We start from the raw sequence: 20,710 nt of genomic DNA, 5'->3' as shown, positions 1-20,710 counted from the left end.
GCACGCCCTGTCCTGATCTGCGCCCTGATCAGCCCAGCCGTGCGAGCGCCGCCCGCAGGCGTTCGGCTTCGGCGGCGCGGGCTGCATGGTCTTCGCGCGCCTTTTCCACGGCCTCCGGCTTGGCGCGTTCGGTGAAGCTGGGGTTCGACAGCCGCGCCGCCAGGCTTTTCGCTTCCTTGTCCGCTGCTTCCGCTGCCTTTGTCAGGCGCGTCTTTTCCGCATCGAGGTCGATGATGCCAGCCAGCGGAAGGGCGTAGGTCAGCCCCTCCACCACGATCTGCGCCATCCCGCCTTCGGGCGCGGGGGTGCATTCGATCCGCTCCACCCGCGCCAGCCGCTCCAGCGCCGTGCGGTGGCGTTCGAGCCTTGCCGCCAGCCCGGCATCGGCTTCGGCGGCATGCAGCGCGAGCCTCGCGGCCGGCGGCACGTTCAGTTCGGTGCGGGCCGAGCGGATGGCCGAGACAAGCTCGACAAGCCAGGCGATCTCGTCGCTGGCGGCATCCTCGCGCGGTGAAAGTTCCGGCCATTGCGCCAGCACCAGATCCTGTGTGCGTTCACCCTGCGCGTGCCACAGTTCCTCTGTGATGAAGGGCATGGCCGGGTGCAGGCAGATGAGGATCTGATCGATCACCCAGCCGGCAACCGCCCGTGTTTCCCGTGCGGTCTCGCCCTCTTCGCCCAGCAGTGGCTTGATCAGCTCCAGATACCAGTCGCAGAAACGGCTCCAGACGAACTGGTAGAGCGTGGCGGCATACTGGTCGAACCGGTAGGCGCTGAGCGAAGCCTCGGCGTCGGCGGCCATGCGGGCGGTTTCCGCAAGGATCCAGCGGTTCACGGCCAGCCTTGCTTCAGGCTCGGCCGCAGACGCGGATGCGCCGATCCCCTGGGACTGGGCAAATCGCACGGCGTTCCACAGCTTGGTGGCGAAGTTCCTGTAACCCTCGACCCGCTTTTCGTCGAACTTCACGTCGCGGCCCTGCGCTTCGCTGGCAGCCATGGTGAAGCGCAGCGCATCGGCGCCATAGCGGTCAACCAGTGCCAGCGGATCGACCGTGTTGCCCTTCGATTTCGACATCTTCTGGCCCTTCGCGTCCCGCACGAGGCCATGGCAGTAGACGGTGTGGAAGGGCGCCTCGCCGGTCAGTTCCAGGCCCTGCATCATCATGCGGGCAACCCAGAAGAAGATGATGTCGAACGCGGTGACAAGCACATCGCCGGGATAGTGGCGGGAAAGATCCGCGCTATCCTGCGGCCAGCCAAGCGTCGCGAAGGGCCAGAGGCCGGAAGAGAACCAGGTGTCGAGGACATCCTCGTCCTGCCGCAGAGCAACGCCGGGGCCGGCCTTTTCCTGTGCTTCTGCTTCGGTCGTGGCGACGATCACCGTGCCGTCGGGCGTGTACCAGGCCGGAATGCGGTGGCCCCACCACAGCTGGCGCGAAATGCACCAGGGCTGGATATTGTCCATCCAGTTGAAATAGGTCTTTTCCCAGCTCTTCGGCACAAAGGCCGTCCGGCCGTCGATCACCGCCGCGCGCGCCTCTTCGGCAAGCTTGCTGGCATCGACATACCATTGGTCGGTGAGCCAGGGCTCGATCACCACGCCCGACCGGTCGCCGTGGGGCACCTGGATGACCTTGTCCTCCACCTGTTCCAGCAGGCCGAGCGCATCGAGATCGGCGACGATGCGCTTGCGGGCCTCGAAGCGGTCGAGGCCGCGATAGGCTTCCGGGATGGAGGCGTCATCGAGGATGCGGGCATCGGCATCTAGGATGTTGATCCAGCCGATGTCGCGGTGGCGCTCGTAGACGGCCCAGTCGTTGAAATCATGGGCCGGTGTGATCTTCACGCAGCCAGAGCCGAGCTCCGGGTCCGCCCATTCGTCCCCGATCACGGGGATAAGCCGGCCCGTCAGCGGATGGGCGATCATCCGGCCGATGAGGTGGGCGTAGCGCGCGTCCTCCGGGTTCACGGCCACGGCCGTGTCGCCCAGCATCGTTTCCGGCCGGGTGGTGGCGACAACAAGATGACCCGAGCCATCGGCGAGCGGGTAGCGCAGGTGCCAGAAATGGCCCTGCACCTCGCGGGTTTCGACTTCGAGGTCGGAAATGGCGGTCTGGAACTTCGGGTCCCAGTTCACCAGCCGCTTATCTCGATAGATGAGGCCGCGCGCGTGCAGGGTGACGAACACATGGGTGACGGCGGCCGTGAAGCCCTCGTCCATGGTGAAGCGTTCGTTCGCCCAGTCGCAGCTGGCGCCCAGCCGGCGCATCTGGCGGGTGATGGCGCCGCCCGATTCCGCCTTCCAGGCCCAGACCCGCTTCAGAAAGGCCTCGCGGCCCATGCCCTGCCGGGTCAGCCCTTCATCGGCCAGCGTGCGTTCTACCACCATCTGGGTGGCGATGCCGGCATGGTCGGTGCCCACGATCCAGCGCGCATCCTTGCCCTTCAGCCGCTGCCAGCGGATGAGGATGTCCTGCAGGGTCTGATTCAGCGCATGGCCGATGTGCAGCACGCCCGTGACATTGGGTGGCGGCAGCACGATGGTGAAAGGCGTGGCGCCGGGCCGTTCCGGGCGGAAGGCGCCCGCCTGTTCCCAGTGCGGATACCAGCGCGCCTCGATGGCGGCCGGGTCGAAGGTCTTGTCGAGGCGGGGTGTTTGGGCTGTTTCGGACATGGGGGCGGATTAGCCGCCCGGGGCGCATCTGAAAAGCGCCCAATCCCCGGCTTCCCTTTCCCTGCCGTCAGTTGCGGCCGGTCAGGCGGGCGATTTCCTCGGCGGCCATCTTCTGGACGATTTCCGGCAGATGGGCTTTCAGCCATGCCTGCACATGCGGCCGGATCATTTCGGCGAGGAATTCCTCGACCGTCCGCTGCATGCCCGGAACCGGCAAGGCGGCGTGTTCGGCATGGGCGACGCGGGCAAGCAGCGCTTCCGTGATGGCTGCAGGCGTGAGCGGCTGAGCGGAAGACAGGCTTTCCGGCGCCTCATCCTGCGGATCGGCATCGACGGTGCCAGCTGACGGCATTTCAACATCCGCCGCCGCATCGTCCGCCATGGATTCCGCGGGGGCCTCGGCCGGCCTTGCCGGGCGCTGGGCCGCACGCGCCGATGGCGGTGGCGCTTCCCCCCCAACCGTCGCGCGGATCGATTCGAGGATGGAGGCGAGATTGGGATCGAGGGGCTTGCTCATCTTGCCATCTGCCTCATGGTTGCGGGCCCATGGTCGAGGCGGCGCGGTTGCGGTCCGTGTCGGTGCGCGGGTCAGGATCATATCCGAACTCGCTCCAGCCCTTGCCACGCACGCGGCGGGCATTGGCCTCCGGATCATAGCGCGCAACGGCTATTCCATCCAGCACCGGTTCAAGCCGTCCGATGGTTTCGAGCAGCCTGTAGATCGCGACATGGCGGTCACGCTCGGCCTGCACCAGCGAAACGCGGGCGTTCAGAAGTTCCTGCTCGGCGTTCAGAACGTCGAGGATGTCGCGGCTTCCGACGGTGTTTTCCTGCTTCACGCCTTCGGCGGCAAGGCTGCTGGCGTCCACCTGCGCCCTGGAGCTTTCGATGATCGCCTCGGCAGTCTTCAGAATGGTCCAGTTGGCGGTCGCGGCTTCGCTTACCAGACGCTGGGTCTGGGTGATGGTTTCCAGCTGCTCGCTCTGCCGCGCCTGCGCCTGCCGCACCCGCGCCGAGGCAAGGCCGCCGGTCAGCAGCGGCATGCTGGCCGTGACACCCACCTGGGGCACGAAACCGGAAATGCCGAAGAAGGGGCCGGTTGCCTTGGTGTAGGCGCCCGTCGCCTGGACCCCGACAGTTGGCAGGCGCTCGCGCTTGGCCGTGAGCACATCGGACCTGGCAGCCTGTTCATCCAGTTTCGAGGCAGCCAGCAGGGGGTTGGTTTCAAGCGCCATGTCCCGCGCCTGTTGCGCCGAAGCCGGAACCGGCGGCAAAGGTGGCAGGGGAGCTAACGCACCCGGTGCGCGGCCGACAAGGCGCTCATAGGCCTGTTCCGCCTGCACCAGCTGGCCGCGCGCCGAAATCAGCCCGGCCTGTGCGGAGGCCAGGCGCGCTTCCGACTGGGCGACATCGGTGCGGGTAAGATCGCCGACTTCGAACCTGTCGCGCGAGGCCTGCAGCTGCTGTTGCAGCACCTTAACCTGATTTTCGTTGAGGCGCACGAATTCACGGGCGCGCAGCAAGTCGGCATAGGCCGTCACCGTATCGACGATGACCTGATATTCGACCGACAGCAGCCGGGCGCGCGCTGCTTCGATCCGGGCTTCCGCGGCGGAAAGGTCTGAGCGGATGCGCCCGCCCTGCCAGATGGCCTGATTGAGGGTGATGCCGGCGCGCCAGGTCTGGCCAAGATCGCCGAAATTCTCGGTCATGTTCTGCGTGAAGCTGCCGCTCAGGGCAGCGCTCGGCCGTGTTCCCGATGCGATCAGCGGCACGCTTTCATCGATCTGCCGCAACTGGGCACGTGCCGCAGCCACCTGCGGGTTACCCGAATAGGCGGCGGCAATCGCATCCTGAAGGGTTTCGGCGGAAACGGGCGATACAGCGACAAGCGCTGCCGGAACCGTGGCAAGAAGGATTGGGCGCATGAGGGGCTTTCAGAATGTGAAGGCCGGGGGCCTCCGGAAACCGGGCAGCAGGCTGCCGGATGTTTCCGCAAAGGGATCGAGGTGCAGCAGTCCCGACTGCTTCCGACCGCGTGCGGCGCGAGCCACCCCGTCTGGTCCGACGAGGATGGTGAAAAGCCGGCCCCCCTCGGCCAGCTGGGCGGCAAGGTCGTCGGGCAGCTTTTCCACGGCACCGTCGACCAAGATGAGGGTATAGGGGGCGCCATCCGCCCAGCCGGATTCGAGCGGGCCTTCGACAACCGCCACATTGGTGTAACCGCGCAGTTGCTCGCGCGCCCGTGCCGCGAGCGCGGCATCGCTTTCCAGCGCCGTCACATGGCCGGCTAGCCCGGAAAGCACGGCGGCGGAATAGCCGGTTGCAGCGCCGATCACGAGAACGCGGTCATCCTCTTCAGGCATCGCTTCCTCGATCAGGCGGCCGAGCGAAAGCGGCGACAGCAGTTCGCGGCCGCTGCCGACCGGCTGCGGTGCATCCACATAGGCAAGGCCCCGGCGATCGGGCAGCACATAGTCTTCACGCGGAACGGCGAAGAAGGCGGCAACGACGCGTGGCGTCACGATGCCACAGGGCTTCAGCTGGCTTTCGATCATTGCCTCGCGCGGGGCGAGGGCGGTTGCGGAAACGGCGGTGGCCACGTCTGGGAGCCCCTTCGAGCTGGATGAAATCGGAACTGGTTGGCCCTGATACAGAGGGGGCGGGCCTGCCGCAACTGGCCGTGAAAAGGGCGACAAGCGGCGCGCGAGGCATTAGGAGGCTGCTTCAGACAGTGGAGACAGGTTCAAGATGGTTGAAGCCGAATGGTGGGACTATGACGACGCGGCCGAGATGGCCGAGGCGGTTGCGGGCGATGCGCAGTTCCTGATCGAATCGGCGCTCGATGCGCGCGGCGATGCCGTGGCCGCGCTTCCCGGCAGCGCTTCCGTCGCCGGCATTCTCGACAAGCTGAAAGGCGCGCGGCTGAAATGGAAGGATGTCACGATCGTCCCGACGGATGATCTGCTTGTTCCGGTGGACAGCCCGCTGTCACGCGTGCGGGTGCTGGCGGAACGATTCCTGCCGCTGGGCGCGCGGGTTCTGCCGCTGACCGGCGGAAATCTGGCTGTCGGCGATGCCGGCCGGGCAGCCGATGCCCGCCTGCAGGCCATCCACTGGCCGCCTGACGTTGTCTGGCTGGACGTGAACGAGCATGGCCATGCCGCAGGAATCGCCCCCGGACCGGACTTCGAGGCGGCGATCACGGCGCCGCACCGCGCCATCGGTCTCACGCCGGATCCGCTACCTGCCGATGCGCCCCATGCCCGGGTGACGCTGACCCGCTCGGCGATCCTGTCCTCCCGGGCCATGCTGATTTCCTGCCGTGGCCAGAAGGCGCGCGACCTGCTCGAGGCCGCCCTCGAGGACGGGGCGGGGTCCAGGCATCCGATCGGCCGGATTCTGGCGGATGCCGACCAGGCCATCGACATCCACTGGGCCCCCTGAAGCCGGGGATCTGGCGATGGACGGGCTGACACGCGCGGTGGAGGCCAGGGCGGGGGTGATCTGCGCCGACATCGGCGGCACCCGCGCCCGATTTGCCATCGCGCGGCAAGGCGAAGACGGCAGCATCGGGCTGTCCGATATCGTCCGTCTCGAAGTGGCCGCGCATGACAGTCTCGAAGCGGCTTTCCGCGCCTTTGCCGATGCTGTCGACGGCCCGCTTCCCGATGTTGCGGGCATTGCCATTGCAGGGCCGGTGGAAGGGGCGGAACTGCGCTTCGCCAACAACCCATGGATAGTCCGGTCCGCCAGTCTCGCTGGCCAACTCGGCCTTGGGCACGTGGTCCTGGTGAATGACTTTGCGGCGGTCGCCCATGCCGTTTCCGTTTGCGGCAAGGATGCGCTCGAACCGCTCGGCGAACCGCTCGGCGATACGAGCGCGCCCCTGCGGCCCGGCCTTCCGGCAGATGGCTGGGTGACGGTGATCGGTCCCGGCACCGGGCTGGGCGTCGCGCTGTTGCGCACGGGCAATATGCCGATCGTGCAGGCGACAGAAGCGGGTCACATCGGCTTCGCCCCGCATGACACCTTCGAGGACAGGCTGCTCGCGTCACTCAGGGAAGACATCGGCCGCGTTTCGGTCGAGCGTGTCGTCTCCGGTCCCGGCCTCGCGGCGATCGCCCGGCAACTGGCACATGATGCCGGAACGGAATGGCTGGGGATGCCCGATGCCGAACTCTGGGCGGCCGCAATCGGGGATGAGGGCGGCCCGGCACGCGCGGCGCTCGACCGTTGGCTGCGGATGCTGGGCAGTGTTGCCGGCGATCTGCTGCTAGCCCACGGGTCGCAGGCGCTGGTGCTTGCCGGCGGTCTTGCGGCGCGCGCGTCCCATCTTGTTGCCGGCTCGGGCTTTTCGCGACGCCTTGCCGACAAGGGGCGGTTTTCCGATCATCTCGCCAGCTTGCCGCTGTTCAGGCTCACCCATCCGGAGCCGGGCCTGCTCGGAGCCGCCATCGCCTGCCTTCGCGCCACCGGACGCTGACCATGCTGCCTGTTCCGGCCCCCGGGCGGCTCATACGGTCGCGCGTCACTGTATCTATCTTGCAACGCTTCCGGGCCTTCTTTCCCACCTGACACGGGTGTCAGGTTTCGCGGGAGGGTGCAGCCTTTAGAGCGGCGCGCAAATACCCATCCGTAAATTTCGGTGGGTCGGGCAGGAAACCACCGGGCTCAAAGTCCGCCGGTTTCGCAAGCGGTCTTCACGACGGCCCGTGCCCGGAATTCGAATGCTTTTGTCCTTGGGAGGTTACATGTCGATTTCGTCTGCACGCGCCATTCTGGCGCTTGGTGCGTCCACCATCGCGCTCACGTCCGCGCCTGCCGCTTTCGCCCAGGATGCCCAGGTCGGAATCGGTGACATTGTCGTCACGGCGCAGCGCCGCGCGGAATCGATCAACGACGTTCCGATGTCGATCCAGGCCTTCGGCTCCGAAAGCCTCGAGGCAATGCGCGTCACCGACGTCAAGGACCTCACGGCGATGGTTCCGAGCTTCGGGGTCAACCAGAGCTATCAGGGTGTGCCGACCTACACGATGCGCGGCATCGGCTTCAACACGATCAACCTGTCGGCCACCTCCACTGTCGGCACCTACACCGATGAAGTCGCCTACGCCTATCCGATCATGAACACCGGCCCGATGATCGACATCGAGCGCGTCGAGGTTCTGAAGGGGCCGCAGGGCACGCTCTATGGTCGCAACACCACCGCCGGCCTCATCAACTTCGTCACCGGCAAGCCCAAGGACGTCGTCGAGGGCATGGTCACGCTCGAACTGGGCGACTATGAGACGGTGAATGTCGGCGGCTACATCACCGGCCCGCTCGCCGATCGCCTGCAGGTCCGCCTGGCGTTCCGCGCCGATACCAGCAGCGAAGGCTGGCAGAAGAGCAACACGACCGGCCAGAAGCTCGGCAAGGTTTCCAAGTATGGTCTGCGCGGCTCGCTTGCCTTCCAGCCGACCGACACAACCAACATCGATGCCTCTGCGACCTACTGGATCAACAAGTCCGACACCGTCGCGGCCCAAGGCATCGGCTTCACCCCGGCATCGACGCCCGGTTCCGGCAATTCGGCCAGCTTCTTCAACGCGCCGGGCCTTCCCGAATATATCGCCAACAATGTCCCGACCCGCGGCAACCAGGCGGACTGGCAGCCCCGCGCCGGTCGCGAACAGGACATCGGCGTCACGCAGGGCATCAAGGGTCCGCTTCAGGAAGACAATTGGTTCCTTGGCCTGAAGCTGCGTATCGAGCAGGAAATCGGTGATACGACGCGTTTCGTCGCGCTTACCGGCTACAATGAATTTCGCCGCGACGCCGTGTTCGACTGGTCGGGCGCGCCCTACAACATTCTGGCGCAGGATGCTGCGGGCAAGATCGAATCCTTCGCCCAGGAAGCCCGCTTCGAGGGTGAAAACGGCCCCGTGAACTGGCTCGTCGGTGGCTATTATGCTGTCGATACCATTGTCGACAGCAACAAGACCCAGCTGGGTGACAACGCCAACGTCGCGCTGGTCCGCGCCGGAGCGGCCGGCCTTCTGAACACGCCGTTCAACACCGGCGGCTACACGCTTGATGACCTCGGCTATGCCTTCCGCCAGTATGAGGATATCGGGAACTTCAAGACCAAGACCTGGAGCGTCTTCGCCAACGCCGACGTCGAGCTGACGCCGACCCTGAAGGCAACCGCCGGCGTCCGTTACACCGAGGATCTCCAGCGCTACACGGGCTGCTCGCGCGATATCAACGGCAGCATGCTGCCCAACGTCAACGTCTTCAACCGGGCGCTCTTCTTCCAGGTCTATGGCGTTCTCGCCGACCCGATCGAAGCCAACCAGTGCAACACCTTCAGCGTGGAAAACGGCAGCTTCGGCGCCGTCCAGTCGACGCTTGATGAAAACAATGTCGCCTGGCGCCTTGCGATGAACTGGCAGCCCAACGATACGGCGCTTCTCTATGCGTCGGTCTCGCGCGGCTTCAAGTCGGGCGCGACGCCGGTGAACGCGGCCAGCAAGGCCGAGCAGAATGCGCCGGTGACACAGGAAAAGCTGACCGCCTATGAAGTCGGCACCAAGCTTTCGCTGCTGGATCGTCGCGTCCAGACCAACGCCGCCTTCTTCTACTACGACTATAGCGACAAGCAGATCAGCACCTACTTCGCGGATCCGATCTACACGGCCCTGTCGCGCCTCGACAACGTGCCCGACAGCCATGCCTATGGCTTCGAAGCCGATGTGACCGCGCAGCTGATCGACGGCCTGACGGTCTCGGCGACGGCGCTGTGGCTGGAAACGAAGATCAATGGCTATATCGGCACCAACGCCGCCGGCCAGACCCAGAATTTCGACGGCGCAGGCTTCATCTACAGCCCGAAGTTCCAGGGCACGGTGACTGCCCTTGTCGATGTGCCGCTGACCGAGGGCATCAACTTCACGGCCATGGGTAACGTGCGCCATCAGAGCAGCTCGAACACCATCTTCGAGGATCTGGAAGGGTATCGCATCCCGGCCTATGCTCTGGTGAACGCCAGCATCGGCCTGCGTGCCGATGACGCAAGCTGGGCCGTGAACTTCTGGGCCCGCAACCTGTTCGACCGCTACTACTGGAGCGCCGCGACGTCGAACGCCAACACGGTGGTCCGTTTCCCGGGCCGGACCCGCACCATGGGTCTCACGGGAACCTTCCGCTTCTGATGGGTGCAAGGGGCCCGGCGCCATGCGAATGGCGCCGGGCCCTTTTTCATGTCAGCTGAAATCATGTCCGGGGAGAGACAGGGATGACAGGCAGCAACGTCGCGGGCACGGCCCGCAATTCCGATGAAGTGCGCGTTGATGCGCTTGTGGTGGGCGCCGGCTTCGGCGGCCTCTACATGATCCACCGCCTGCGCGAGGCCGGCTTCAGCGTGCAGGGCATCGACCGCGCGGGCGATGTTGGCGGCACCTGGTACTGGAACCGCTATCCGGGCGCCCGCTGCGACATCCCAAGCCTGATGTATTGCTACAGCTGGTCGGAAGAGCTGCAGCGCGAATGGCGCTGGAGCGAGAAATACGCCACCCAGCCGGAAATCCTCGCCTATGCGGAATTCGTGGCTGACCGTTTCGACCTGCGCCGCTCCTACCAGTTTGACACGGTGGTGACGGCCGCGACCTTCGACGAGGCAAGCGGGGACTGGCGCGTCGAGACAGACAGGGGGCAAATCTTCCGCGCCCGCTGGCTGGTGATGGCCACCGGCTGCCTTTCCGTTCCGCGCGGGGCGGATCTTCCCGGCTCCGACCGCTTCAGAGGCCTCAGCCTCGTCACTGGCGAATGGCCGCATGAGCCGGTGGATTTCAAGGGCAAGCGCGTTGCCGTCATCGGCACCGGCTCGTCCGCTATCCAGTCGATCCCGCTGATCGCGAAGGATGCCGAAAAGGTGCTGGTGTTCCAGCGCACGCCCAACTTCAGTCTGCCGGCCCTCAACTGCCCGCTGACGGACGAGGAAGTGCAGATGTTCCGCGAGGCCTTCCCGGCCTATCGCCAGGCGCTGCTGAGCGGAGACCCCGGCATCGAGCTTCCCCCCGCCGACTGGGAGCCGACGGACGATGAACTGCAGCAACTGGTGCAACTGCTGTGGAATGGCGGCGGGCTTGTTTCAACGGTGCAGATTCCGAACCTGACGCGCAGCGAGCGGATCAATGACGCCGCTTCCGATTTCGTGCGCGGCAAGATCCGCGAAATCGTCAAGGACCCGGTGCTGGCCGACAAGCTGACGCCGCGCGGCTTCCCCATCGCCACCAAGCGCGCCTGCGTCGATACCGACTATTACGAGACCTATAATCGCGACAATGTCGACCTGATCGACCTGAACGAAACGCCGATCATCGAGATCACGGAAACGGGCGTGAAGACCTCGGCCGGTGTGCACGAGGCCGACATCATCGTCTATGCCCTCGGCTTCGACGCGATGACGGGCGCTCTCACCCGGATCGACATCCGCGGTCGTGGCGGCGAGCGTCTGCGCGACCGCTGGAAAGCCGGCCCGGGCACCTACCTCGGCATGGCGATCAACGGTTTCCCCAACATGTTCACCGTCACGGGGCCGGGCAGCCCCTCGGTGCTGATGAACGTGATCACGGCGGCCGAACATCATGTGGACTTCATCTTCGAGGCCCTGAGCCGGGCGCGCGCCGAAGGTGTCATGCTGATCGAGGCACGGCCCGACGCGCAGGATGACTGGGTGGCCCATTGCAACGCGGAAGCGGAAAAGACGCTCTTTCCGCGTGCTGCATCCTGGTACATGGGCGCCAATGTCCCGGGCAAGCCGCGGGTTTTCCTTCCCTATGTGGGTGAAGGCTACAAGAAGCGCATCGATCGCGAGGCCGCGGAAGGCTATCCGGGCTTTGTCCGTGAAAATGCGGTAACTGACGAGCCTGCCAGCTTGGAACAGGTGGCCAAGGCTTCCTAAGAGAGAGATGAACCTGACCCTGGGGAGGGACGAATGACTGACGTGATGGACACCTTTGGTGGCGCGCTTTCCGAACATGCGCGGACCCAGCCCGATGCCGTTGCCCTGCGCTTCCGCGAGAGGGTATCGACCTACCGTGAATTCAATGCCCATGCGAACCAGGTGGCGAACGCGCTGATCGCCGCCGGAATCGGCAAGGACGCGCGCATCGCCTATCTGGGCAAGAACAGCGATCATGCCGTCGAACTGGTGATGGGTGCCGCCAAGGCCGGCGTCGTGTTCGTGCCGATCATCTGGCGGCTTGCCGAGCCTGAGATCGACTATATCGTCAATGACTGCGGCGCCGCGATGATCTTCGTGGAGCCGGAATTTGCCGATCGCGTGCGCCATGCCGGCGAAAAGGGTGTGCCCATCGTGCTGATGGGCGAGGAAGGCGGCAACCCGTCTTGGCCGCGCTTTGCAGCCTGGCGCGACGCAGCCCCTGACAGCGAACCGCAGGTCAAGGTCGTGCCCGAGGATGTTGTCCTCCAGCTCTACACCTCCGGCACCACCGGCTTCCCCAAGGGCGCCATGCTCACCCACGCCAATGGCACCCGCTTCCGCGCCGTTCTCCAGAAGGCCGAGCTGCCCTGGATGAACTCGGAAAAGGGCGAGAGCATCATGCTCGCCATGCCCTATGGCCATATCGCCGGTGTGGGCGGCACTCTGCTGGCGGTGCATGCCGGGCAGGAAATGATCATCCTGTCCGAGTTCGAGCCGGGCGCGGTGCTCGACACGATCGAGAATTATCGCATCCGCCGCCTGTTCATCGTGCCGGCCGCGATCAAGATCCTGCTGGAGCATCCGCGTGCCGCCAACACGGATTTCTCCTCCATCAAGACCTTGTCCTATGGCGCCAGCCCGATCCCGCTTGAACTGTTGAAGCAGGGCATTTCGGTTCTGAAGTGCGGCTTCGTGCAGATGTACGGCATGACCGAGACATGGGGCACTGTCGTCGCCCTGCCACCCGAGGACCATGGGCCGGACAGGCTGCGGGTGATGTCGTCGGCCGGCAAGGCGCTTCCCGGAGTCGAGATCCGCATCCTCGATGAAGAGGGCAAGGATCTGCCGCCCAACACCGTGGGTGAAGTCGCCATTCGCGGCCCGTCCGTCATGAAGGGCTACTGGAACCGCCCGGAAGACACGGCCCGCACGCTGATCGGCGATGGCTGGCTGCGCACGGGTGATGCCGGGCTGCTCGATGAAGAGGGCTATCTCTTCATCCAGGACCGCATCAAGGACATGATCATCACCGGCGCCGAGAATGTCTATCCGGCCGAGGTGGAAAGCGCGATCTACGGTCACCCGGATGTCGCCGATGTCGCCGTGATCGGCGTGCCGGACGAGAAGTGGGGCGAGGCCGTCAAGGCCTGCGTTGTCCTGAAGCCCGGCGCCAAGCCGGACGCCGACTCGATCATCGCCCATGCGCGCTCGAAGATCGCGGGCTTCAAATGCCCGAAATCCATCGATTTCATCGCTGAACTGCCGCGCAACCCCTCGGGAAAGATCCTGCGCCGCCAGCTTCGCGAGCCTTATTGGGAAGGCCGCGAGCGTCGCGTGAACTGAAGCCCCTGCGCACCAACTAAAAATCCACAGAAAGAGACCGCCATGGCCATGATGCTTACCGAAGAACAGCAGATGCTGAACGATGCCCTGGCGCGGCTGCTTGAAAAGCACGGGCCGGGCGCGGCGGGTGATGCACCCTGGCGCGACATGGCGGAAACCCTCGGCCTGATGGGCCTGGGCATTCCCGAGGACAAGGGCGGCCTTGGCGGTGGTGCGATCGATGCCGGTGTCGTCATGATGGCGCTTGGCCGGGCGCATGTCGTCGTTCCCTGGATCGAGAACTGGGCCGCTGCCGGGCTGCTTGCCCGCGCCAACGGTTCCAAGGCGCTGCTCCAGTCGGTGACTTCGGGCGCGGCCCGGCTTGCGCTGGCGGCAGCCATTCCCTTTGCCGGCGCTGCCTTCCGCGCCGGTGCCGGTGGCACGGTTTCGGGTGAACTTGCGATGGTGGCAGGTGCTGCAGGCGCCACGCATCTGCTCATTCCGGCCGAAGATGCCGATGGCCTTTCCATCCGCCTTGTTGCGGCGGATGCAGCCGGTGTCACGCGCACCGTCCGCCGCCTTGTGGATGGAAGCGACGCCGCCGACATCCGGCTCGATGCGGTCGCCGACACCTCGGCTCCTGTGATTGCCGGTGCTGACGCGGCGGATGCCCTGATCCAGTGGGCCACCGATGCCATCGTTGCCGGCCGGGCGGCCGAAGCCATCGGGCTTTGCCAGACACTGATGGCGGATACGGTGGATTATGCCCGCACCCGCAAGCAATTCGGTGTCGCCATCGGCACCTTTCAGGTGCTGCGGCACCGCATGGTGGACATGCAGATGGCGCTCGACCGGGCCGAGGGCGTGGTCGAGAATGCGCTCGAAACGCTTGGCGGGGACGCTGCCGACCGCGCCCGCATGGTGAGCGCGGCCAAGCATCTGGGCGACGAGGCGGCCCGTATCGTGGGCGAGGGGGCTGTCCAGATCCATGGCGGCATGGGCGTGACGCAGGAGCTTCGCGTCGGCAATTATTTCCGCCGTGCCCGCCTGCTCATCCAGGCATCGGGTGGCTCTGCCGCGCATCTGCGACGCTACGCCGCCGCCTGAGCCGCGCTGGCCCGTTTCCGGGCCATAGTCTGCAAGGAATGAACAAGCCTCCGGGCCGCAAGGCGCCGGAGGCTTTGTCTTTTTCTGCCTTGCCCTGACAGGTTTTGCCCTGACAGATTTCCGGCATGAAAAAACCGCCCGGCCTGGAAGGCGGGCGGTCTCTTCATCCGGAGGGCCGTGAAAGTCCCGGAAAGGTCAGCGCATGTCGATGATGGCCTTCGCCAGGATATCGCGCTGGATTTCGTTGGAGCCGGCATAGATACTGGACGCACGGTTGTTGAGATAGCGGGGCAGGGCGGTCGCCAGCAGATCTTCCAGCCCGTCTTCCGTTTCCAGCCCGGCTTCGCCGCCGGCAATGTCGAGGGCGAGGAGATCGAGCCGCTGCGAGGCTTCCGTGCCGAGAATCTTCAGCATCGAGGCGCGCGTTGCGGCAGCCGGGCCCTGGCTCGGTTCGCGCATGGATTTCATCTCCATCGCCATCAGCGCCTGGATGCCGATTTCCTCGGCTGCGATTCGTTCCGCATTGCCGGGCAGCTGGTCCCAGCCGGTGCGGGCGGCGGCCTTCTTCAGCATGGACAGATGGGCGGTCAGGCCCGGCGAATATTTGCCGCCGCGCTCGAAGGTGAGCAGATATTTCGCCACCGACCAGCCGTCATTTTCCTCGCCGAGGCGGTTGGCCTTGGGCACACGCACATTGTCGAAGAAGACCTGGTTGAAATCATGGTCGCCCGGAATGGTGTAGATGGGCTTCACCGTCAGGCCGGGCGTATCCATGTCGAGCAGGAGGAAGGTGATGCCGGCCTGCGGCTTGCCTTCGCTCGAAGTGCGGACAAGCGCGAACATGCGGTTGGCGAACTGGGCGTGCGTGGTCCAGATCTTGGAGCCGTTCAGCACATAATGGTCACCGTCGCTGTCCGCACGCAGTTTCAGGGACGCAAGGTCGGAACCGGCGCCCGGCTCGGAAAAGCCCTGGCACCAGTAATCCTCGCCGGACAGGATGCGTGGTAGATAATAGGCCTGCTGCTCCGGCGTGCCATAATGCATGATCACCGGCGCAACCATCTTGAGGCCCTGCGGCGCCAGGCTCGGCGCGTTGGCGAGCGCGCATTCGCGGGCGAATATGTAGCGCTGCATGTCGGACCAGCCCGTGCCGCCGAACTGGACCGGCCAGTCAGGCGCGACCCAGCCCTTTTCGTGCAGGATTTTCTGCCAGGGCTGCGACACGTCGGGATGGTGGAACACGCTGGTGGACCGGCGCGCGGCGCGGGCCAGTTCCGGGGTCAGCTTTTCGGCGAGAAAGGCGCGGACTTCCTCACGGAAGGCGCGGTCTTCGGAGGTGAGAAGGGCGTCCATTGCACAGAAATCGCACGCTGCGGCCACAGTGTCCAACTGGCAGGTCGGACAGGTGCGGCAGGGGTTTCTCGCCTGGCCCTTCAGCGGTTGCCGACGAAGCCATGGCCGGTGGCGATGTGGATGGCCTGGGCGCGCGATGTCGCGCCAAGCTTTTCGGCTGCGTTCCTGAGGTGGAACCGGACGGTCGAGACGGAGAGCGACAGGATGATGCCGATTTCGGCATTGGTCTTGCCCGCCGCCGCCCAGCGCAGGCACTGGACCTCACGGCGGGTCAGCGCATCGAGCCGCGCGGGCTGCACCCGACGCCGGCTCGCCTCTGCGTGGGTGGCGAGGAAGCGGATGGCAAGCGCAAGCAGGCGATCGGCATGGGCTTCGAAAAGCCCTTTCATGTCGATCCGCTCTTCCGACGCCCAGACCACTGCGCCCACCTGGCCGAGCGGCATGTGAACAGGCGCGATGAAGGCTGCGCCAATGCCGTCATTCTTCACGATGTCATCCACCACCACATCTTCAAGCAACCTTGTCCGCCGCCATGTCTCCAGCCGGTCGCCATGGTAGCATATCGGCTCGGAAAGCAGCCGGGCTGCGTGCAGGAAAGGGGATTCCAGCGCCAGCTTGCGGTTGCGCCAGTAGGCGGCATTGCTGTCGATCCATGTGAAGAAGCCGGCGGCGAAGGGCGTGCCCTCGCGGTCGCGCATGGGCTCCGGGTCGCCGAGATCGCTTTGCGCCGCGACATGGGGAAGGCCCAGCGCGGCCCCGGCTTCGCGCACCTCGCCTGCCAGGCGCATTACGTCTTCCCAGAGGCTGTCCGCGGTCAGGATCGCCTGCTTCCTTTCCTGTTCCAATCCCCGTTTCCCCCTTGCGAAACATTCTCATGCGGCAGTTGGGCGCTGTTGCCAAGGCAGAGGATATTTGCAGCCGGTCAGCGGCGCTTCTGCCCCTGCGGGACGCGAGCATTTGGGTGAATGGCATATGGCGTGTAACATTGAACATCCATGCCCACCGGTAGTTTGCGGGTCAGGCGTTTTTGCCAGGGAGATGATGATGAACATTGCCGACATTCTGAAACAGGCGGGTGCGCTTGATTCCATGGCGCGTGAACTCGGGGTCGATGGCGCCACCGCGCAGGCCGGGGCCGCAGCGCTTCTCCCGGCCATTCTCGGCGGTTTCAGGAAGCAGGCGCAGCCGGCGCCGGGCGGGCTGGAGGGCCTGATCGGACAGCTTGCGGGGCAGGGCGGCGGATCCCTGCTCGATGCGGTCACCGGGGCGTCGCCCACGCCAGTTCAGCCGGGCAATGACATCCTCGGCCAGATCTTCGGTTCGAAGGATGTGAGCCGGGCCGTTGCAGGCCAGGCATCGCAGACAAGCGGCATCGACAGCAACCTGCTGAAGAAGATGCTGCCGATGCTCGCCATGGCCGTGACGGGCTATCTGGCAAGCCAGAAGGCGGGTGCGGCGCAGGCAGCCCCGCAATCCGGTGGACTGGGCGGCATGGTGGGGCAGGTTCTTGGCGGCATCATGGGGGGCGGCAAAACCGCGCCCTCCCAGGCCGGGCCTGCAGGCGGGCTTGCCTCGCTTCTCGATTTCGACGGCGATGGAAACCCGCTCGACGATATATTGGGCATGGCTTCAAGGCTTGGGCGCTAAGCCTGAGGCCGCTTGTCCGGGAAATGGCTGAAGGGGGCGGTTTCGCCTGTCCCTTCAGCCGCCCGTGAAGTGCGGCTTGCGGCGCGCGATGAAGGCATCGACCCCTTCCTGCGCGTCTTTCGTGGCCATGGATGCCGCGATGTCGCTTCTTTCGATATCAAGCTGGTCTTCGAAGCTGTTCGCTTCGGTTTCGGCAAGTTGCCGACGGATTCGGCCATAGGCCATGGTCGGCCCGGCGGCGAGTGTCCGGGCCATGGCGAGAGCTTCCTCTGTCAGCGCTTCATCATCCACCACCCGGGTAACAAGGCCCCAGTCCTGCGCTTCCGCGGCATCGAGCCGCCGGTTGGTCAGCGCCATTTCCTGTGCGCGGCGCAGGCCGATCAGGCGTGGCAGGGTCCAGGTGGCGCCGCCATCGGGGGAAAGGCCGATGCCCGTATAGGCCATGGAAAAACTGGCCGAGCGGGCCGCGATCACGATGTCGCCCGCTGCCGCCAGGCTGAGCCCGGCGCCGGCCGCCGCGCCATGGACAGCAACCACGATGGGCGCGGGTTGTCCCGTCAGGTGCCGGAGGCCCTGATGCAGCCGTTCGGCAAGATTGCCGATGAATGTCGCCCTGTCTTCGGCTGCGGCGAATTCGCGAATGTCCCCGCCGACGCAAAAGGCCCGGCCTTCGGCGCGCAGCAGGATGGCGCGGACGCCGCTTGCCGCGATGCGTTCCGCCTGACTGGCGAAACTGTCGACCAGGGCCCGGTTGAGGGCATTGCCGGCATCGGGCCTTGCAAGGGTGAGGATGGCGATCGAATCCCTGATCTCGAGCTTGGCAAGGTCCATGACGGGCACCTCCTGTTATAGTTAATAAACGCGGTTTGTGATGGAAATGGCCGTCAGCCGGGCCGGGCTGACTTCAGCTTGTAGAAGACGCCGCTTTCGTCACGGCCGCTCAGTTCCAATATGCCTTCCACCACGGTTGCCTGTTCGATTTCCACCGGGAAGGGCGTGTCGGCCAGCACCTCGATGAACTGGTAGGGCATGGCATGGGTGTGGAACGGGCATCCCGGCGGATAGGCCATCAGCACGAAATGCCGTTGCCGCGAGGCATTTTCCAGCGGCATCATGTAACCGGCCACCTTCACCCGGCGGCCATCGAGCGCGAGCACCGCTGCCGGGAACAGGGGCCGGGAGCGGATATGCCCATCCTTGCCGCGGCGGCTGACTTCGCGGGTGGATTCAAGCAGTTTCCAGCTGACGCCGCCCCTGGGCGTTGCCGCTGGCTGCCAGACATCATCGATGGCGGGCTGTGCCGGGCGCGTCTGCGCCATGGCCGGGGCGGCTAGCGCCACGAGCGCCAGGGCGGAAAGGGCGAGCGCGCGTATCATGCCCCCCCTGTGGCCCGTGCGAGCGTTTCTGCCAAGTCCGCGCGGTAGACGCGGATGGCCGGGAAGGCTGCCGCCAGCACGCCAAGGCCGATTACCGCGACAAGGATCGCCAGCTCGCCGGGGTGGACTATGCCGGGGCCGATGCCGACGGCGGCAAGGGTGGGAAAGGCCCGCGCCGCCAGCCACAGCAGGCCATGGGCGCCGGCCAGCCCCATGATGGCCCCGGCAAGGGCGATCGCAAGCCCTTCCAGAAGGATGGTTCCCGCCGCCTGCATCCGGCTTGCCCCCATTACCCTGAGGAGCGCCATGTCGCCTTCGCGGCCGCGCGCCGCCGACAGCAGGATCACGAAGACCGACAGCGCCCCTGTGACCGCCACCAGCCAGGCGAACAGCCGTGCGCCATCGAGGGCCGAGCCGAACAGGGTGAGAAGGCGGGCGGTTTCCGTGGCGGGGCTTGCCGCCTGTAGGGCTGTCTGCCGGTTGATGGCCGCCGGCAGGCGAACGGCCGCAATCGCCGAACGGTAGCTGACGAGGACAGCCGTGATGTCGGGCGCCGGGCCTTCGCGCCGTTCGAGGACCGGGGTGTCCCCATGGTCATGGGCGTGCGCCACGTTCCCATGGTCTGGCTGCCCGGTGGGCGGGGCGATGCCATGCATGGCCCAGATGGTGCCGATGCTGGTGAGGATCAGCCTGTCGGTGACGGTGCCTGTGGGGGCAAGCACGCCTGTCACGCTGATGGGGCGCGCTTCATGGGCGTGGCCGTCGCCGCCCAGCCCGTGCGACCCCGCAAAGCGGATGCCGGGCGCAAGACCCGTTCGGCGCGCCGCTTCCGCGCCGATCACGGCTTCGCCATCCGCCACGAACATCCGGCCCTGTGCGATCTGCGCGCCGTGGATGTCCAGAAAGCCGGGGTCCGTTCCAACGATCCGCATGCCCCGGAAGCTGTCGCCCAGGGCAAGGGGAACGGCCCACGACACGAACGGGTCTGAGCGCAGGAGGGCAAGGCTTTCGGCAGGTATGTTTCCGGTGGGCGTATCGATGTGATAGACGGATGACAGCACCAGTTGCAGCGGCGAGCCCTTGGCCCCGACGACGAGGTCGATACCGCGGGAATCGCTGGCGAACCGTTCCTCGATGCGGGTCGAGACAAGCAGCAGGATTGCCAGCGTCGCCACCCCCAGTGCGATCAGCAGCATGCTGAACAGGGTGACGGCCCCGCGTTCGCGCAGATAGGCCAGGGCAAGCGACGGCATCAGGCGGCCCCCAGTGCAAGCGTGCGGGCGAAAAAAGGCTTCAGCCGGCTGTCATGCGTGGCGATGAGGAGCGTGCTGCCATGGCTTTCGGCCATGTCCAGCAGCAGGCGGGCGGCTTCACGGGCATTGCCGTCATCGAGGGCGGATGTCGGCTCGTCGGCCAGCAGCAGGGCCGGGCGTGCGATGAGCGCGCGGGCGATGGCTGCGCGCTGGGCCTCGCCATGGCTCAGTTGCCTGGGCAGGGCATCGGCGCGGTGGGCAATGCCCAGGCGGTCGAGAAGGGCGGGGATGTCATCGGCCGGGCGTCCGGCGAGGCGGGCGGCAAGCTGCAGATTGCCGCGCAGGCTGAGGGCGGACACGAGCCGGAGCGTCTGGAAGATGATGCCGATGTGACGGCGCCGCAGCGCGTCCCGCGCGGCAGGCTGGCGGGGCATGTCGGTGCCGGCAATGCGGATGCTGCCTTCATCCGGGGTGAGAAGCCCGGCGACGAGGTTCAGAAGGCTGGTCTTGCCACTGCCCGATGCGCCCAGCAGCAGGAGATGCTCCCCCACGTCCACGCGCATGTCGAGCCCGGACAGGATCTGCCGCCCCCCGCGCGAGAAGCCGAGATTGCTGATTTCGAGCAGGGCCGTCATTGCCGCTGCATGCTGCCTGCACGCTACCGGGGCAAGGGGGAAAGCTGGCTACTGCGAGGGCCGGTGTCGCCAGAACGTTGCTTTTGATCCGTGGTCGCTTGACGCCGCAAAGCTGTCGCATTGCCGCAAGGGCA

At 65.8% G+C, this 20,710-nt stretch carries 17 protein-coding genes; 7 read left to right on the top strand and 10 right to left on the bottom strand.

Annotated features, from left to right (window positions below):
- Nucleotides 1–28: 28 nt before the first annotated feature.
- The 4 genes from ACUJ46_RS06745 to ACUJ46_RS06730 all read right to left on the bottom strand — a co-directional run bounded on the left by ACUJ46_RS06745 (nt 29) and on the right by ACUJ46_RS06730 (nt 5,277).
- A complete protein-coding gene (locus tag ACUJ46_RS06745; RefSeq protein WP_445389702.1) occupies nt 29–2,674 on the bottom strand; it encodes a valine--tRNA ligase in 2,646 nt (881 codons plus the stop codon).
- Nucleotides 2,675–2,741: 67 nt separating this feature from the next.
- Nucleotides 2,742–3,191, bottom strand: a complete 450-nt coding sequence (locus ACUJ46_RS06740; protein WP_445389701.1) for a DUF2497 domain-containing protein — start codon at nt 3,189–3,191, stop codon at nt 2,742–2,744.
- A gap of 13 nt (nt 3,192–3,204) precedes the next feature.
- The gene (locus tag ACUJ46_RS06735; protein ID WP_445389700.1) at nt 3,205–4,602 is read right to left on the bottom strand and encodes a TolC family outer membrane protein; all 1,398 of its coding nucleotides are present in this window, start codon (nt 4,600–4,602) and stop codon (nt 3,205–3,207) included.
- Between the two features lie 9 nt (nt 4,603–4,611).
- Nucleotides 4,612–5,277 (bottom strand): protein-L-isoaspartate O-methyltransferase family protein, encoded by a 666-nt coding sequence (locus ACUJ46_RS06730; protein WP_445389699.1) that lies wholly within the window; start codon nt 5,275–5,277, stop codon nt 4,612–4,614.
- Between the two features lie 148 nt (nt 5,278–5,425).
- On the opposite strand from ACUJ46_RS06730, the gene ACUJ46_RS06725 reads away from it, so the two are divergent.
- From ACUJ46_RS06725 to ACUJ46_RS06700, 6 genes are all read left to right on the top strand, one after another.
- Nucleotides 5,426–6,121 (top strand): 6-phosphogluconolactonase, encoded by a 696-nt coding sequence (locus ACUJ46_RS06725; RefSeq protein ID WP_445389698.1) that lies wholly within the window; start codon nt 5,426–5,428, stop codon nt 6,119–6,121.
- Nucleotides 6,122–6,137: 16 nt separating this feature from the next.
- Entirely contained in the window at nt 6,138–7,160 is a 1,023-nt protein-coding gene (locus ACUJ46_RS06720; RefSeq protein WP_445389697.1) for a glucokinase, read from the top strand.
- 268 nt (nt 7,161–7,428) lie between these two features.
- Nucleotides 7,429–9,870 carry a TonB-dependent receptor gene (locus ACUJ46_RS06715; protein ID WP_445389696.1) on the top strand — a complete coding sequence of 814 codons (2,442 nt, stop codon included), beginning with the start codon at nt 7,429–7,431 and terminating at the stop codon, nt 9,868–9,870.
- An 83-nt stretch (nt 9,871–9,953) separates the two neighbouring features.
- Complete coding sequence (locus ACUJ46_RS06710) at nt 9,954–11,621, top strand: flavin-containing monooxygenase (RefSeq protein WP_445389695.1); 1,668 nt, start codon at nt 9,954–9,956, stop codon at nt 11,619–11,621.
- Between the two features lie 33 nt (nt 11,622–11,654).
- On the top strand, nt 11,655–13,226 hold the full coding sequence (locus ACUJ46_RS06705; protein ID WP_445389694.1) for a fatty acid--CoA ligase: 1,572 nt from the start codon (nt 11,655–11,657) through the stop codon (nt 13,224–13,226).
- A 42-nt stretch (nt 13,227–13,268) separates the two neighbouring features.
- Nucleotides 13,269–14,312 (top strand): acyl-CoA dehydrogenase family protein, encoded by a 1,044-nt coding sequence (locus tag ACUJ46_RS06700; RefSeq protein ID WP_445389693.1) that lies wholly within the window; start codon nt 13,269–13,271, stop codon nt 14,310–14,312.
- Nucleotides 14,313–14,507: 195 nt separating this feature from the next.
- Here ACUJ46_RS06700 and ACUJ46_RS06695 read toward each other — a convergent pair whose 3' ends face one another.
- Both ACUJ46_RS06695 and ACUJ46_RS06690 read right to left on the bottom strand, forming a co-directional pair.
- Nucleotides 14,508–15,665: an acyl-CoA dehydrogenase family protein gene (locus ACUJ46_RS06695; protein ID WP_445389692.1), complete on the bottom strand. Its 1,158-nt coding sequence runs from the start codon at nt 15,663–15,665 to the stop codon at nt 14,508–14,510.
- Between the two features lie 80 nt (nt 15,666–15,745).
- Nucleotides 15,746–16,510: a helix-turn-helix transcriptional regulator gene (locus ACUJ46_RS06690; RefSeq protein WP_445389691.1), complete on the bottom strand. Its 765-nt coding sequence runs from the start codon at nt 16,508–16,510 to the stop codon at nt 15,746–15,748.
- 199 nt (nt 16,511–16,709) lie between these two features.
- On the opposite strand from ACUJ46_RS06690, the gene ACUJ46_RS06685 reads away from it, so the two are divergent.
- Nucleotides 16,710–17,312, top strand: a complete 603-nt coding sequence (locus tag ACUJ46_RS06685) for a DUF937 domain-containing protein (protein ID WP_445389690.1) — start codon at nt 16,710–16,712, stop codon at nt 17,310–17,312.
- Nucleotides 17,313–17,366: 54 nt separating this feature from the next.
- Here ACUJ46_RS06685 and ACUJ46_RS06680 read toward each other — a convergent pair whose 3' ends face one another.
- Genes ACUJ46_RS06680 through ACUJ46_RS06665 form a run of 4 tightly spaced genes read right to left on the bottom strand, consistent with a single transcriptional unit; the run spans nt 17,367 to nt 20,576 of the window.
- Complete coding sequence (locus ACUJ46_RS06680; RefSeq protein ID WP_445389689.1) at nt 17,367–18,143, bottom strand: enoyl-CoA hydratase/isomerase family protein; 777 nt, start codon at nt 18,141–18,143, stop codon at nt 17,367–17,369.
- 53 nt (nt 18,144–18,196) lie between these two features.
- A complete protein-coding gene (locus tag ACUJ46_RS06675; protein WP_445389688.1) occupies nt 18,197–18,688 on the bottom strand; it encodes a DUF3299 domain-containing protein in 492 nt (163 codons plus the stop codon).
- On the bottom strand, nt 18,685–19,941 hold the full coding sequence (locus ACUJ46_RS06670) for an ABC transporter permease (protein ID WP_445389687.1): 1,257 nt from the start codon (nt 19,939–19,941) through the stop codon (nt 18,685–18,687). The genes ACUJ46_RS06675 and ACUJ46_RS06670 overlap by 4 nt, the downstream gene beginning before the upstream one ends.
- Nucleotides 19,941–20,576, bottom strand: coding sequence for an ABC transporter ATP-binding protein (locus ACUJ46_RS06665; RefSeq protein ID WP_445389686.1), 636 nt, complete (start codon nt 20,574–20,576; stop codon nt 19,941–19,943). The genes ACUJ46_RS06670 and ACUJ46_RS06665 overlap by 1 nt, the downstream gene beginning before the upstream one ends.
- Nucleotides 20,577–20,710: the final 134 nt, after the last annotated feature.

The organism is Sandaracinobacteroides sp. A072 (genome assembly GCF_052616365.1).
This window is presented reverse-complemented; position numbering and strand designations above follow the sequence as displayed.